Origin of the sequence: Rathayibacter sp. AY1G1, assembly GCF_002932095.1 — a bacterium.
GTDB lineage: Bacteria > Actinomycetota > Actinomycetes > Actinomycetales > Microbacteriaceae > Rathayibacter.
This window is the reverse complement of the sequence record NZ_PSUZ01000020.1, coordinates 40480-55026: the sequence shown is the minus strand read 5'-3', so window position 1 is coordinate 55026 and position 14547 is coordinate 40480. Positions and strand designations below refer to the sequence as shown.

The following is a 14547-nucleotide window of genomic DNA, read 5'->3' as shown; positions in this document are numbered from 1 at the left end:
GTCGACCGACTGCTTCCGTCCGGTGCCCGCTGACCGATCGCTTCCCACCCGGTGCCCGGCGGTGTCCGATGGACGCGTGGAGACAGGACCGATCGGTCCCCGCCAGAGTTGCTCATGGTCCCGATCGGCGACCTCCCGAAGGTGCAGGTGCCGTCCGAGCCGCGTGCCAGCGTTTCGGACGCACCGTTCGCACAACGCTCTGCAAGCCGTTCCCCATCGGGAAGACGACAGAGCGACTCAGTCGACGTGCTTGCCGGAGTTCGCGGTGGTGGCGTTGCCGTTGTTGGCGAGCAGGTCGCGGATGTCGGCGAGGAGCTCGAGCTCGGTGGGGGCCTTGTCCTCCGCGGCGGGGGCGTCGGCGGCCTTCTTGGCGAACGCGGCGTTCTTGAGGTGGTTGATCGGCAGGACGAACGCGAAGTAGAGGACGAAGGCGACGATCACGAACTGGATCAGGGCCGAGACGACCGAGCCGTAGGCGATGACGGTCGGGTCCTCGCCGTTCTCTCCCGGTCGGATGGGCCAGACCAGGGCCTCGAGGGAGGAGGCGTCGAAGATCACGCCGATGAGCGGGTTGAAGATCCCCGTCACGATCGCGTTGACGATGGTCGTGAAGGCGGCGCCGATGACCACGGCGACAGCCAGGTCGATGACGTTGCCGCGGAGGATGAACTCCTTGAAGCCGTTGATCATGATTGTTCCGTTTCTGCCGTGAGCGGTGGGTGGCGGGTCAGCTCCCGGAGGAGGAACCCGAGGAGGAGGACCCGGAGGAGCCCGAGGACGACGAGGAGGAGGACGATCCGGAGCCCGAGGACCCCGAGTCGGACGAGGAGCCGCCCGAGCCCGATGAACCCGAGGATCCGGAGGAGGAGCCGCCCGATCCCGAGGAGCCCGACGACGAGTCGGATGAGCCGGAGCCGGATGCGCCCGAGCCGGACGAGCCGGAACCCGAGGAGGAGGAGCCGCCCTCGCTCGACTTCCCGCCGGAGCGGGAGTCGGTGCGGTAGAAGCCCGAGCCGTTGAAGGTCACGCCGACCGCGCTGAACACCTTGCGCAGCGCCCCCTGGCAGCTCGGGCACTCGGTGAGCGTGTCGTCGGTGAACTTCTGCTGGATGTCGAAGGCGTTGCCGCACTGCGTGCAGCGGTAGGAGTAGGTGGGCACAGGGGGCTCCTCGGAGGCGGGTGGGGGAGAAGGAGGACGGGGTCAGTGGCGCAGGTCGACGATGCCGGAGGGAGTGACGACTCCGTCGACGGCCTGGTCGTGGACCTCGCTGGGCACCCGGTCGACGAGCTCGCTGTCGAAGACGACGGCGTAGACCGGCGGGCACTTCTCCATCGAGCCGAGGGTCTTGTCGAAGTAGCCGCGCCCCCAGCCCATCCGCATCCCCTGCCGGTCGACGGTGGCGGCCGGGACGACGATGAGGTCGACGTCGTTGATCGCGATGGGGCCGAGCAGCTGCCCGACGGGCTCGGGCATGCCGAACAGGCCCTGGGTCTCGGTGTGGCCGTCGCCGACCGCCCAGTCGAGCAGGCCGTCCTGGCGCGAGACGGGGAAGAGGACGCGGATGCCGTGGCTCTCGGCCCAGCCCAGGAACGGCCGGGTGCTCGGCTCGTCCGGAGCGGAGAGGTAGCACGCGAGGGACCGGGCCCCCACGCGGGTGGCGAGCTCGATCAGGTGGGCGGTGATCTGCTCCGCGGCCTGGTCGCGAGCGGTCGAGGTCTGAGTGCGGCGGCGCTCGCGCAGCTCGGCGCGCAGCGCCCGCTTCTCGTGCGTGATGTCGGCTGGCATGCGCTCAGTCTAGAACCGGGCCCCGCGCCGGCCTCCGCGCGGACGACCCTGAGGGACGCTCGTCCCGGACCGCCCCGGAACGGGGTCCGGCGCCTTCCGTCGCCGGTCCTGGCGCGAAACTCCCGCGACTTCCCCCGCCGCTAGGATGGCGCCCCATGGGCACTCGAATCCGCAAAGCAGTCATCCCCGCCGCAGGTCTCGGCACCCGCTTCCTGCCGGCGACGAAGGCCATCCCCAAGGAGATGCTGCCGGTCGTCGACAAGCCGGCGATCCAGTACGTGGTCGAGGAGGCTGCGGACGCCGGCCTCCAGGACGTGCTCGTGATCATCGGGCGCAACAAGAACGCGCTCGCCAACCACTTCGACTCGGTGCCCGAGCTCGAGCAGAACCTGTCCCAGAAGAAGGACGACAAGAAGCTCGAGCACGTCAAGTACGCCAGCGACCTCGCCGACGTGCACTTCGTCCGTCAGGGCGAGCCGAAGGGCCTCGGCCACGCGGTCTCCCGCGCGCAACGCCACGTCGGCGACGAGCCCTTCGCCGTGCTCCTCGGCGACGACCTGATCGACGCCCGCGACCCGCTGCTCTCCCGCATGATCGACGTCGCCGAGCAGCGCGACACCACGGTGGTCGCGCTGCTCGAGGTCGACCCCGACCAGATCCACCTCTACGGCTGCGCGGCGGTCGAGGCGACCGACGAGGACGACGTGGTGCGGATCACCGGGCTGGTCGAGAAGCCCTCCAAGGAGGACGCCCCCTCGAACCTCGCGATCATCGGCCGCTACGTGCTGAAGCCCGACGTGTTCGGCGTGCTCGAGCACACCGCTCCGGGCAAGGGCGGCGAGATCCAGCTGACCGACGCGCTGGAGCGCATGGCGCAGGACCCGGCCGAGTTCGGCGGCGTCTACGGCGTCGTGTTCCGCGGCCGCCGCTACGACACCGGCGACAAGCTCGACTACATCAAGGCCATCGTGCAGCTCGCCTCCGACCGCGACGACCTCGGCAAGGACCTCAAGCCCTGGCTGAAGGACTTCGTCGCCGGCCTCTGAGCCCCGGCGAGCGCTCCTCCGGAACGGACGGGACCCCCTGCTGCGGCACGGGATCCCGTCCGTTCGTCCGTTCCCCGAGAGCACGGAACGCCGCGGAGTCCAGTCCCCCTCCCGCAGTGCGGCGGAGCAGTAGGGTCGCATCATGCCGCTCCCGATCCCGACGCTCACCGAGGGTCGTGTCACCGTCCGCCCCATCCGCGTGCGCGACGCCCGCCCTCTCGAGCGGGAGCTGATCGCGAACCGGTCGTGGCTGCGCCAGTGGGAGGCGTCCGACCCCCGGGGAGGCGCCGCATTCGACGTGCGCGCCAGCATCCGCTCGCTGCAGCAGAACGCGCGGGCCGGCGGGGGAGTGCCGTTCCTCATCGACTGGGACGGCGAGCTCGCCGGGCAGCTCAACATCTCGAACATCGGGTACGGCTCGCTCTCCTCCGGGTCGATCGGCTACTGGGTGTCCGAGCGCTACGCCGGGCGGGGGATCACTCCGATCGCCGTGGCACTAGCTGCCGACCACGCCTTCCTCGACCTGGGCCTGCACCGGATCGAGATCTGCATCCGCCCGGAGAACCGGCCGAGCCTGCGCGTGGTCGAGAAGCTCGGCTTCCGCTACGAGGGCCTGCGGCGGCGCTTCATCCACATCAACGGCGACTGGCGGGACCACTTCTGCTTCGCCCTCGTGGCGGAGGAGGTGCCCCGCGGCGTGCTCCGCCGCTACCGCGACGGGCAGGTCCCGTCGGAGGTCGGCCTGCCGACCGACGCGGACCTCCGCGCCTCGCGCCGCTCGGGTCTCTCCGGACCCTCCGACGGCGCCGGTGTCCCTCCGACGGGGCCCCGGCTGATCCGCGATCCGCACGGACACACCTACCCGTAATGACGGACGGGAGTGCCCGGTGCTCCTAGCGTTGTCCGCATGAGTAGCGACTGGCTGGGCGGGGGCGTCGTCTGGGCGCTCGCCGCCGTTCTGTGGGTCGCCTATTTGATCCCCACGTGGATGCGCAGGCGGTCGTACAACGCGACCGAGCGCAACGCGGTGAGGCTGCAGCAGACGCTGCGGATCCTCGCCGAGACCGCGGAAGTGCCCGAGCACGTGCGTGCGGAGGCGACAGCCCGCGAGGTGGCGCTGCAGCAGCGCCGGCTCCGGGTGACCGAGACACGACGACGAGCCGAAGAGAAGGCACAGGCGATGGAGCTGGCACAGGCGGAGAAGGCGGCGCGCGACGCGCTGCGACGGGCGACCGCGAGCGCACGGCGGAGCACGCGGTCAGGGCCCTCGGTCCTGCGCTGGCGCCAGGGCGCCGCGCTGGCCGTGCTGGTCGGGGCGGTCGCCGCGCTGGTCGGGCTCGTGATGCTGCCCTTCGGCGGCACGGGTGCGGTGCCGCTCGTCGGCCTGCTCCTCGCCGTCGCGGGGCTCGGCACGCTGATCCTGCTGGCTCCGGGTCGCCGCCGCGCCGCCGCTCCGGCCGCGACAGCGACGACGGCCGCCGCGACCGAGCGCCGGCGCGCCGAGGTCTTCGAGGCCGAGCTCGCCGAGGAGGCGGCGGACGACGCCTCCGAGGAGCTCGCCGAGGACCGTGCGAGCTGGACGCCGCAGCCGCTCCCCAAGCCGCTCTACCTCTCCCGGGGCACGGTGGCCGCCTCCGCGATGGCGTCGATCGACGCCGTGGAGCGCCTGCGCACCGCCGCGGCGGAGGCGGAGCTCGCCCAGCGCGCCGCCGCGACCGCTCCCGAGGTGGCGCCGCTGCGCGTCCCGCGTGCCGCCGCTCCCGCTCCCGAGGCGCCGCGTCCCTCCTCCCGCTTCGCCGCGATGGGCGTCGTGGACGGCGTCGACGCGATCGACCTCGACCAGGCGCTGCAGCGCCGCCGCGGGGCCTGACCCGAGTGCGAGGCGCCTGCTCGTCCGTGCTAGTGTGGACGAGTTGTTCGGGCCGGTGACGGCTCGGAAGGCACGGGTCCGTGGCGCAGTTGGTAGCGCGCTTCGTTCGCAATGAAGAGGTCAGGGGTTCGAATCCCCTCGGATCCACCACCACGGAAGGCCCGCTCGAGAGAGCGGGCCTTCTGTGTTCTCCCGGCGGCCGGATCGGGAACCTCGCCTGTTCGGCGGGTCGACCGCCTCGCGGCCTCGACGCGCTCGTCGGCGGAGGAGTGGTCCGTTGGATCGGCTTCGGTACTAGGCGTCTCCGCCGATCCTGGCTCGACCGCCGAGGACGGCGACTCCCGTCGAGACTCCGGCGACTGCGACCATCGCGACGATGCCCAGTGCCCGGAGCACGAACGCCTTGTGCTCCGAATCCTTGAGTGCTTCGTCGTCGATCGCTTCTTTGAACAGCCGAAGGACCGAGTAGCGGTCCGCCGCGCTCAGGGTGTCGCGATCCAGTTCGCGGTTCAGAACGGCGCGGTACTCGGCGAAGGCCCTGTGAACCTTCTTCTGACTCTTCCAGTTGACTCGAACGGCTGAACTCGCCTGATCTCGCACTTCACTGAACGAGTCGAGGACGAGATTCTTGAAATCCGGGAACTGCTCGACGACCTTCAGGGCGAGCTCCTCGCTCATGTTCGGCAGCTCGGATGCGAACGCTATGAACTTCTCTTTCGACAGATTCCTCCAAGAGTCGATACCGATCCTCTGCTTGAGATCGTCCTCGTTCGAGTAGTCCATGCTGATCCCTCTTCCCTCCACGGCGACGGCCGATCATCGCTTCAGAGTATCGAGGAGGAGCCGTCGGTCCACGTGCTCTCCGGGCGGGAGAGCGCGCGGGCCGGTCGTGCAGGTCCTGACGATCGGGCGCCCCAAGCTGTGGGCCGCTCGCCTCCGTGCGTCTTCCGTGTCCCCCATCCGGGCCGCGCCGGGCGGGAGCCGTTCTCCTCCGGTCCGTCGGGGGATCCGCAGCGACGTACGCTCGCCCCTCGTGCTCTCGCAGCACGCGAGGCACTCGAACGATGGACGACCAGGGGACGGGACGACATGGGGACCACAGCACACAGGGCACGGCGGAGAGCGGCAGGGGTCGGCGCGGGGGCGATCGCGCTCCTGGCGGGGCTCCTGGCGGCACCTCCGGCGCAGGCGTCCGGGACGCAGACGCTGCTCGCGCTCGGCGACTCGATCACGCGCGCGGCGACGACCTGCGGGGTGAACCGCGACTGCGTCGAGAACTCCTGGGCGACGGGATCGGCGCCCGCGGTCGACTCGATCGCGAGCCGGATGGCGGCGGCGGATCCGCGGACGGCGGTCCGCGCGGTGAACTACGCGAAGTCGGGCGCGGTCATCAGCGGAGTCGAGTCGCGGATCGACGCCGCGGTCGCGGCCGGGGAGGAGCCGGACGTGGTCACGCTGCTGATCGGCGGCAACGACCTCTGCTCGCTGAGCCTCTCGCCCGACTCCCGCGACGGCTACGCGATGACGCCCGCGGCCTCCTTCGCCGCGTCGGCGACCCGGATCCTGCGCTCGATCGGCGAGGAGTGGCCGGAGGCGACGGTGCTCGTCGGCTCGGTCCCGGACATCGAGTCGGAGTGGGAGGCCGTGAAGCCGACGCCGGGCGCCGCGATCTGGGCCTGGGGCGGGGTCTGCCGGACCCAGCGCGGAGTCGACGCCACGACCGGAGCCTCTCTGATCGGCTCGGCCTACACCGCCTCGCTCGCGGCGGCGGAGGACCGGGAGGCCGCCTTCAACGAGGCACTGGAATCGGCCTGCGCGTCCGCCGCGAACGACTGCGTCTGGGACGGCGGCGCCCTCACGGCGGCTCCGATCTCGCTCGACCAGCTCTCGACGGACGTCGACTACTTCCACCCGAACGTCGCCGGCCAGGCGATGATCGCGGAGGAGCTGTGGACGGCCTGGGGCCTCGGCGACGAACCGGCTCCGACCCCGACCCCGACTCCCACGTCGGCGCCCACCGCGGCTCCTGCTCCGGCACCCACGGGCTCGCCCGCGCCGTCGCGCGACACGACGGCTCCGAAGACCGTCATCACCGCGCCGACGAGCGGATCGACGGTGCGCGGCTCGGTCACCCTGGTCGCCACCGCCAAGGACGACGTCGGCACGACAAAGCTGAGCTTCTGGAGCGGAGCCACGCGGCTGGGCGACGCGACGAGGGCGTCGGACGGCACGTGGCGCCTGACCGTCTCGGCCTCCTCCTACCCGGCCGGGCGGTACGCGATCGTCGCGCACGCCTCCGACGCCGCGGGAAACCTCGGGCGGAGCGCTTCGATCACCCTCAAGCGCTGAGCGGCTGAGGGGGCCGCCACCGGCCCCCTCAGCCCCGCGCGACGAGCAGCACGTCGGGACGATCCCAGTTCTCGACGGTCTGCAGCACCCAGAAGATCCCGAAGAGGGCGAGCGCGACGGCCTCGCCGAGCAGGAGCCACTGCTCGCCGAGAAGTTCCGCTCCCCGCCCCGTGAGAAGCAGGAGCACCAGCGCCGCATCGACCGCGGCGATCAGCACCGCGAGAACGGCGTAGCAGCGGGAGTAGAAGCGCGGCGTCCCCGGCCCGCTCGCTCCCTCCTCGCGCACCGCGACGGCGTGCAGACCCGCGGTGACGGCGATGAGGAGGAAGAAGACGCCGGCGGCGGCGTAGTGGCCGAGCCGCAGGAACGACGGAAGCGTGCTCCAGGCCGCCAGAGCGATCAGGAGGGCGGCGGCGATCGCGGTGCGGACGAGCGCCCAGCGGTCGAGGACCCGGTCGAGGGCGAGCAGGATCACGGAGGCGACGAGGACGGCCGCGGCCGTGACCAGGTAGGCGGGCAGGGAGGCGGCGACCTCACCCGCGGCCGTCGTGGGAAGGCACGACGCCCCTCCCGCCGGGCACACCGCTCCCTGGAGGCGCTGCAGCTCCTCCGAGGCGAGGGGCACCGGCACGATCGCGATGACCGGCGCCGTCATGCCCGCCAGCAGCAGGAGGAAGCGCCGCACGCTCCTCCCGGCGAGGACGACCAGCGCGACGCCGACCGCGAAGAGCGCCCCGGTGAAGAGGGAGCGGACCGGGGTGTAGTACGAGGCGCTGATCGAGCGCAGCGGGCCTCCGACGACGAGCTGGTGGACGAGGCCGGCCGTGAGGAGCACCACGGCCGCCACCAGGGAGAGGCGGACGTAGCGGTAGGTGCGGAGGGAGGAGACGGCACCGCCCCCGCCCAGCGCGTCGCCGCGGGCCACCCGGCTACTCCGCGCGCAGGCCGGAGGAGGCGAGGGCGAAGTCGACGTCGATGCGGATAGCGACGCGGAGGGGGTTCGGGCGCGGGGTGCGGTAGCGCTGGGAGTAGAGCTCGACGGCGTGCTGCACGGCGTCCGGCTCCTCCTCGATCGTCGCCGGACCGCCCAGGCTCAGCCACCGGATGCCGTCGACCTGCCCGACCGTCGCGGTGCCGCCCCGCCGGACGTTGAGCACCTTCTGGCTCTCGCGGGAGGTGATGACGCGGACGACGCCGTCCTCGTAGGTGAAACCCACGGCGACCACGTGCAGGCGGCCCTGGCGGCCGGGGGTGGAGAGGGTGGCCAGGTGGCGCTCGGTGACGAAGGCGAGGCCGTCGGCGCTCAGGATGCTCATCCCGCGAGCGTAGCCGGAGGCGCCGACGCGCTCCTGGGGGCGGACCGCCGGTCAGCCCTCGAGGATCAGCGCCTCGCCCTGGCCGCCTCCGCCGCAGAGCGCGGCGACGCCGAGCCCGCCGCCTCGGCGACGGAGGGCCAGCGCCAGGTGCAGGGCCAGCCGTGCTCCGGAGGCGCCCACCGGGTGGCCGAGCGCGATCGCCCCGCCGTCGAGGTTGACCTCCTCGGGCTCGACGCCGAGATCGTCCGCCGACTGGAGGACGACGGAGGCGAACGCCTCGTTGATCTCGATCAGGTCCAGGTCGGACACCGCTGCACCGCGGCGGCCGAGCGCCCGGAGGATCGCCGCCGACGGCTGTGAATGCAGGGAGTTGTCCGGTCCGGCGACCTGCCCGTGCTCGGCGACGGTCGCGAGCCAGGGCAGTCCGCGCTCGCGGGCCCAGCCGCGGGACACGACGACCAGCGCGGCGGCGCCGTCCGTGATCGGGGACGAGCTGCCCGCGGTGATCGTGCCCTCGGGCGAGAACGCGGGGGCCAGCCGGGCGAGCGTCTCGACCGTGCTGTCCTCCCGGATCCCGTCGTCGGCGGACACGACGAGGTCCGGTCCGCGCCGCTGCGGCACCGCGACCGGCATGATCTCCTCGGCGAGCACGCCGGTGGACCGTGCCGCGGCGGCCCGCTGGTGCGAGAGCGCGGCGAAGGCGTCCTGGCGCTCGCGGCGGATGCCCCGTGCGGCGTTGCCGTCGTCGGTCACCCTCCCCATCAGGCGGCGGTCGAACGGATCGAGCAGGCCGTCGTGGAGGAGTGCGTCCTCGAGCGGACGCGGACCGACACCCAGGCCCGAGCGGGATCCGAGCAGGAGGTGCGGCGCGTTGGTCATCGACTCCTGCCCTCCGGCGACGACCACCTGCGCCTCGCCGAGCCGGATCATCCGCGCCGCGTCGATCACCGCGGTGAGACCCGACAGGCAGAGCTTGTTGATCGTGACCGCCGGGACGTCCCAGCCCAGGCCCGCGAGGACCGCGGCCTGCCGGGCGGGGCCCTGACCGGCTCCGGCCTGGATCACCTGGCCGAGCACGGCCGCGTCGACGTCGGCCGCGGAGGCGCCTGAGCGCTCGAGAGCCCCTCGGATGGCAGCGGCGCCGAGCTCGACGCCCGAGAGCGGCGCGAAGGCTCCGGAGAAGCGGGCGAACGGGGTGCGGGCGCCCCCCAGGATCACGGGGGTGGTGTCGTCAGTGGACACGGGGACTCCTTCTCGACGGTGAGAGCGGGGGAAGCGGTGGGGAGACGGATGCCGGATGCCGGCCCGGGTCAGGGAACGAGCAGGATCTTCCCGCGGACGTGGCCGTCCTCGCTGAGCCGATGCGCCTCGGCGGCCTGCTCGAGCGGGAGGCGCGGACCGGTCGCGACCGCGAAGCGCCCCTCGCTCGCCAGCCGGGCGGCGAGCGGCACGCCCTCGCGGCGGAGGCGCTGCTCCTCCTCGGTCAGCGGCACGGGACTGCCGCCGCTCCAGGCCCGGATGCCCAGCTCTGCCGCACGAGGGCCGGCGACCACTGTTCCGACGTGCTGCGGATCCGCCACCAGCGCGAGCGAGGCGGCGAGCGCCTCGTCCGTCCCGGCCGCGTCGAGCACGCGGTCGACGCCCTTGGGCGCTACGGCGCGCAGCCGCTCGAGCAGCCCGGGCCCGTAGGCGACCGGCACCGCTCCGAGCGCGCGCAGCGCCTCCTGGTTCGCCGGGCTCGCCGTGGCGATCACCCGGGCTCCGCGGTCGACGGCGAACTGGATCGCCGCCCGTCCTACCGCGCCGGCGCCCGCGTGGACCACGAACGTCGATCCCTCCGCGACGCCGAGCGAGACCACCGCCTGGTAGGCGGTGGAGACCGGGATGCCGAGCGCGGCCGCCTCCTCGAAGCCGAGTCCGTCGGGGAGCGGATCGAGGGAGTCGGGGGAGACCGCGACGGCGGTCGCGTAGGTGCCGGTGGCGCCGCTGACGATGACCCGGTCGCCGACGCTCCAACCGGTCACTCCCGGACCGACGGCGGAGACCACGCCGGAGCCGTCCGACCCGAGCCTCCGCGGACCGTCGAACGGCGGGCTCGGGCGCAGGCCGGAGCGCACCTTCCACTCGATCGGGTTCACGCCGGCCGCGCGGACGGCGACCACCACGGTGCCGGGCCCCGCCTCGGGCTCCGGCGCCTCGACGGTCTCGAGCACCTCGGGCCCGCCGATCCGCTCGTACTGCACGATCCTCGCCATGTCGTCCTCCTCCTCGCGGGCCACCGCCCGCTCCGGTCGCCTCAGTCCAGCAGACTCTCGCGCACCTGGCGGCGCAGCACCTTGCCGATCAGCGAGGTCGGCAGCTCGTCCACCGGGACGATCCGCCTGGGCACCTTGTAGGGCGTCAGGTGCAGCCGGCAGAAGTCGCGCAGCGCCTCCGGATCCACGGCCGTCCCGGCCCGCAGGACCACGGCCGCCGCGACGCTCTCGCCGCCGTCCTCGCGGGGGAGCCCGACGACGGCCGCGCGCGTCACGTCCGGGTGCGACTCCAGCACTCCCTCGACCTCGGAGGGGGAGACGTTGAAGCCGCCGGTGATGATGAGCTCCTTGGCCCGGTCGACGATCGTCACGAAGCCGTCGGCCGAGACGGTCGCGATGTCGCCCGTGCGCAGCCAGCCGCCGGGGAGGAGGGCCTCGGCCGTCTCCTCCGGCCGCTTCCAGTACCCCTGGAACACCTGCGGCCCCCGGAGCAGGAGCTCGCCGGACTCGCCCGGGCCGCGGTCGACCGACGGATCGGCGGGGTCGACGAGGCGGATCGTCGTGCTGGGGAACGGCACGCCCACGGTGCCGGGCCGGCGGGTCGGGCCGACCGGGTTCCCGAGGGCGACCGGCGAGCTCTCGGTCATGCCGTAGCCCTCCACCAGGAGTCCCCGGCTCGCGCGCTCCCACCGGTCCACCGTCGCGACCGGCAGGCTCATCGCTCCCGAGATCGCGAAGCGGATGCCGCGCAGGTCGAGCTCGTGGCGCTCGGAAGCGCGGGCCAGCGCGTCGTACACGGGCGGCACCGCGGGGAGGAAGGTGGGCGGCGACGACTTCGCGGCCGCCTTCACGAGGCCGACGTCGAAGGTCGGGAACAGCACGACCTTCGCGCCGATGCTGATCGCGAAGGTCAGGCACAGCGTCAGCCCGTAGGCGTGGAACAGGGGGAGCACCGCGTAGAACGTCTCGTCGCCCTCGCGCAGGCCCGGCACCCAGGCGCGGCCCTGCAGGGCGTTCGCACGGAGGTTCGCGTGCGAGAGGATCGCGCCCTTGGGCGTCCCGGTGGTGCCGCTCGTGTACTGCAGCAGGGCCGTGTCGCCGAGGACCGGGCGGGGGTGCGAGCGCGCGATGCGGCGGTTCTTCAGCAGCGACGCGAAGGGCACCAGGGAGCGGCTGCGGGGGGTCGCGGTGAGCTTCTCGCGTGACCGGCGCACCGACGGCAGGGGGAGCCGCAGCGCCAGGCGCTTGCCGAGCGGGAAGGAGCGGGTGAGGTCGACGGAGACGACGCGCTCGATGCCCAGGTCGGCGGGCATGGTCGCGACGACGTCGGCGATCTTGTCCCAGACGACCGCGAACCGGGCGCCGTGGTCCTCGAACTGCCGCCGCAGCTCGCGCGGCGTGTAGAGCGGGTTGTGCTCGACCACGATCGCCCCGAGGCGGAGAGCGGCGTAGAACGCCACCACGTGCTCCGGGCAGTTCGGGAGCACCAGCGCGACGCGGTCGCCGGCGCGCACGCCGAGGCGCCGCAGGCCCTCCGCCGCGCGCGCGACCTGCTCGCCGAGCTCGGCGTAGCTGGTCTCGGCGCCGAAGAACTCGAGGGCGGTGCCGCGGCGGTACCGCGCGACCGAGTCCTCGAGCAGGTCGACGAGGGTCTGGGTGGGAGGGTCGATCTCGGCGGGCACGCCCTCCGCGTAGGAGGTCAGCCACGGCTTCGTCGCCAGGTTCGAGGATCCGGAGGTCACGGGCCGAGTATCGGGCACCCGCCTCCGCACTTCCTCCGAGGCGCGCGGAGGGGGTGCCGCGCCGGGCGCGGGAGCGGCAGGCTGGCGGCATGAGCGCAGCCATCGACCTCCTCCGCGACGCCTTCGGCCGGGTGCACGAGAACGTGCACGCCGTCCTCGACGACAGCACCCCCGATCAGCTCGCGTTCCGCGCGGACGCCCGCTCGAACTCGCCCGCCTGGCTCGTCTGGCATCTCGTCCGGGTGCAGGACGACCACCTCGCCCCGCTCGCCGGCCACGAGCAGGTGTGGACGGCCGACGGCTTCCACGGCCGGTCCGGCCTGCCCTTCGGGCCCGACGAGACCGGCTACGGGCAGGAGCCGGCCGAGGTGGCGGCGCTCGCCGCGGTGCCCGCCGCGCTGCTCGCGGAGTACGCCGACGCCGTGCACCGGCAGACGCTCGCCCTCCTCGACACGCTCGGCGACGAGGACCTCGCGCGCGTCGTCGACGAGCAGTGGGATCCGCCGGTGACCCTCGGGGTGCGGCTGGTCTCGGTGATCGACGACGACACGCAGCACGTCGGCCAGGCCGCGTACGCGAAGGGTCTCGCCGAGCGCTCGGCGCGCTGAGCCCGGCCTCTACGCTGGCGGGATGCGCGCGCTCCGGACCCTGCCCGCGAGCGCGGTCCTCGCCCTCGCCACCGCGCTGACCCTCGTCGGCTCCTGGATCCCCTCCTACTGGAACGACGAGACCGCGACCCTCCGCCTGGCGCGGCTCCCGGTGGGGGAGCTCCTCGCCTTCGTGCAGGAGAAGGACGCGGTGCACCTGGTCTACGGCCTGCTGATGCACGGCTGGATCGCGATCGCCGGGGAGTCGGAGCTCTCGGTGCGCGCGCCGTCCGCTCTCGCCACGGGAGCGGCGGCGGCGGGCGTCGTCGTCCTGCTGCGATCGTTCGACCGGCCCCGGGCAGCACTCCTCGCCGCCGCGGTGCTCGTGCTGCTCCCGCGGTCCTCGTTCTCGGGGACCGAGGCGCGATCCTCCGCTCTGGCCACCGCGCTCGTGGTGGGAGCGGCGGTCCTCGTCGTGCGGGCGGCCCGCTCCGGAGGCGCCCTGCGCTGGACCGCGTTCGCGGCCGTCGCAGGTCTGGCGAACGCCGTGTTCCTCTACTCCGTGCTGGTGCTGCCGGCTCTCGTCGCTCTCGCCGCGGCCGCGGCGCCCCGGGGTGCCGTGCGGGCTCTCCCGGCGAGCGCCCTCTCGGCACTGGGCGCCGTGCCGGTGCTGCTCCTCGCCGCAGGGCAGAGCGGCCAGGTCGGCTGGCTCCGCTTGCAGCCCGTGACCGCGTTCACCGTCCTGGTCGAGCCGTTCTTCGGATCCGCGTGGTGGCTGGCCGGGATCGCCGTCGCGCTCCTCGCGGTCGCCGCGGTGCGGGGCGGCCTGCGCGGGCCGCTCCTGCCGGCCCTCGTCCTCTGGATCGTGCTGCCGACGGCGGTGCTGGTGCTCGGGACCCTCCTCGTCGAGCCGATGTTCACTCCGCGCTACCTCGCGTCGAGCACGCCCGCCCTCGCGGTCCTCCTCGGCCTCGCGCTCGACTCGTTCAGGGCCCGGACGGGCGTCGCCCTCCTCGCCCTGATCGCGGTGGCCGCCCTGCCGGTCCTGGTGCAGATGCGCACGGTCACCGGGAAGCCGGCCGGGCAGGATCTCCGCGGTCTGGCGGCCGCCGTCGAGGAGCGGGCCCGTCCGGGCGACGCCGTCCTCCTCGGCTCCTCCGGGACGGTCTCGCTCCGGCCCCGGCTGGCGCTCGCCGCCTACCCGGAGGCGTTCGCGGGCGTGGACGACGTCGCCCTCGCCGCTCCGTACGGGACGACGGGGACGTACTCCGACGTGCTCCTGGAGGGCGAGGCCCTGCTCGCCGCGCTCGCCGGGGAGGACCGGGTCTGGCAGGCGCTGCCGGAGGGCGAGGCGGACACGGTGCTCGCTGAGGCGGGGTTCGTCGCGCGCGAGCGGATCCGGGTGCCGACAACGGTGCTGACGCTGTGGGAGCGCCCGGAGGGCCGATGATCCGGAGCGCTCGGGGCGTCGCAGCCCCGGAGTGGAGAGACGCCGGAGTGCCCGGAGCCCCGCCGACGGGGAGCCGCTACCCTTGTCCCCGGCGCCGTCGCAGAGCGGTGGCGTCCGCGGAGCGAGGACCGCGCCACCGAGAGGAC

15 protein-coding genes and 1 tRNA gene are annotated in these 14547 nt (G+C 73.3%); 7 read left to right on the top strand and 9 right to left on the bottom strand.

Annotation, left to right across the window (positions count from 1 at the left end; all coding sequences use genetic code 11):
• Positions 1–237: 237 nt before the first annotated feature.
• From mscL to C5C36_RS12160, 3 genes are read right to left on the bottom strand one after another with little or no spacing between them, the layout of a single operon-like run.
• On the bottom strand, positions 238–690 hold the full coding sequence (mscL, locus tag C5C36_RS12170) for a large conductance mechanosensitive channel protein MscL (protein WP_181133810.1): 453 nt from the start codon (positions 688–690) through the stop codon (positions 238–240).
• A gap of 37 nt (positions 691–727) precedes the next feature.
• Positions 728–1159: an FmdB family zinc ribbon protein gene (locus C5C36_RS12165; protein WP_104309808.1), complete on the bottom strand. Its 432-nt coding sequence runs from the start codon at positions 1157–1159 to the stop codon at positions 728–730.
• Between the two features lie 42 nt (positions 1160–1201).
• Positions 1202–1786, bottom strand: coding sequence for a 5-formyltetrahydrofolate cyclo-ligase (locus C5C36_RS12160; RefSeq protein ID WP_104223219.1), 585 nt, complete (start codon positions 1784–1786; stop codon positions 1202–1204).
• A 155-nt stretch (positions 1787–1941) separates the two neighbouring features.
• Here C5C36_RS12160 and galU point away from each other — a divergent pair, with 155 nt between their 5' ends.
• The 4 genes from galU to C5C36_RS12140 all read left to right on the top strand — a co-directional run bounded on the left by galU (position 1942) and on the right by C5C36_RS12140 (position 4852).
• Entirely contained in the window at positions 1942–2832 is an 891-nt protein-coding gene (gene galU, locus C5C36_RS12155; RefSeq protein ID WP_104223218.1) for a UTP--glucose-1-phosphate uridylyltransferase GalU, read from the top strand.
• Between the two features lie 142 nt (positions 2833–2974).
• A complete protein-coding gene (locus tag C5C36_RS12150; protein ID WP_104309807.1) occupies positions 2975–3700 on the top strand; it encodes a GNAT family N-acetyltransferase in 726 nt (241 codons plus the stop codon).
• A gap of 39 nt (positions 3701–3739) precedes the next feature.
• Positions 3740–4702: a hypothetical protein gene (locus tag C5C36_RS12145; protein WP_104223216.1), complete on the top strand. Its 963-nt coding sequence runs from the start codon at positions 3740–3742 to the stop codon at positions 4700–4702.
• A 74-nt stretch (positions 4703–4776) separates the two neighbouring features.
• Positions 4777–4852: transfer RNA gene (locus C5C36_RS12140), tRNA-Ala, on the top strand.
• A gap of 144 nt (positions 4853–4996) precedes the next feature.
• Here the strand turns inward: C5C36_RS12140 and C5C36_RS12135 are convergent.
• Positions 4997–5485, bottom strand: coding sequence for a hypothetical protein (locus C5C36_RS12135; protein ID WP_104309806.1), 489 nt, complete (start codon positions 5483–5485; stop codon positions 4997–4999).
• Positions 5486–5791: 306 nt separating this feature from the next.
• Here C5C36_RS12135 and C5C36_RS12130 point away from each other — a divergent pair, with 306 nt between their 5' ends.
• A complete protein-coding gene (locus tag C5C36_RS12130) occupies positions 5792–7051 on the top strand; it encodes a GDSL-type esterase/lipase family protein (protein WP_104309805.1) in 1260 nt (419 codons plus the stop codon).
• A 28-nt stretch (positions 7052–7079) separates the two neighbouring features.
• Here the strand turns inward: C5C36_RS12130 and C5C36_RS12125 are convergent, their stop codons facing one another.
• From C5C36_RS12125 to C5C36_RS12105, 5 genes are all read right to left on the bottom strand, one after another.
• Positions 7080–7976, bottom strand: a complete 897-nt coding sequence (locus tag C5C36_RS12125; RefSeq protein ID WP_104246708.1) for a hypothetical protein — start codon at positions 7974–7976, stop codon at positions 7080–7082.
• Between the two features lie 4 nt (positions 7977–7980).
• Positions 7981–8367, bottom strand: a complete 387-nt coding sequence (locus C5C36_RS12120) for a pyridoxamine 5'-phosphate oxidase family protein (RefSeq protein ID WP_104223212.1) — start codon at positions 8365–8367, stop codon at positions 7981–7983.
• 51 nt (positions 8368–8418) lie between these two features.
• Positions 8419–9609, bottom strand: a complete 1191-nt coding sequence (locus tag C5C36_RS12115) for an acetyl-CoA C-acyltransferase (protein ID WP_104309804.1) — start codon at positions 9607–9609, stop codon at positions 8419–8421.
• Between the two features lie 68 nt (positions 9610–9677).
• Entirely contained in the window at positions 9678–10622 is a 945-nt protein-coding gene (locus C5C36_RS12110; protein ID WP_104263201.1) for an NADP-dependent oxidoreductase, read from the bottom strand.
• 41 nt (positions 10623–10663) lie between these two features.
• The gene (locus C5C36_RS12105; protein WP_104223210.1) at positions 10664–12364 is read right to left on the bottom strand and encodes a long-chain-fatty-acid--CoA ligase; all 1701 of its coding nucleotides are present in this window, start codon (positions 12362–12364) and stop codon (positions 10664–10666) included.
• Between the two features lie 89 nt (positions 12365–12453).
• Here C5C36_RS12105 and C5C36_RS12100 point away from each other — a divergent pair, with 89 nt between their 5' ends.
• Positions 12454–12972 (top strand): DinB family protein, encoded by a 519-nt coding sequence (locus C5C36_RS12100; RefSeq protein ID WP_104246705.1) that lies wholly within the window; start codon positions 12454–12456, stop codon positions 12970–12972.
• A 22-nt stretch (positions 12973–12994) separates the two neighbouring features.
• Complete coding sequence (locus C5C36_RS12095) at positions 12995–14401, top strand: glycosyltransferase family 39 protein (protein ID WP_104263190.1); 1407 nt, start codon at positions 12995–12997, stop codon at positions 14399–14401.
• Positions 14402–14547 lie beyond the last annotated feature (146 nt).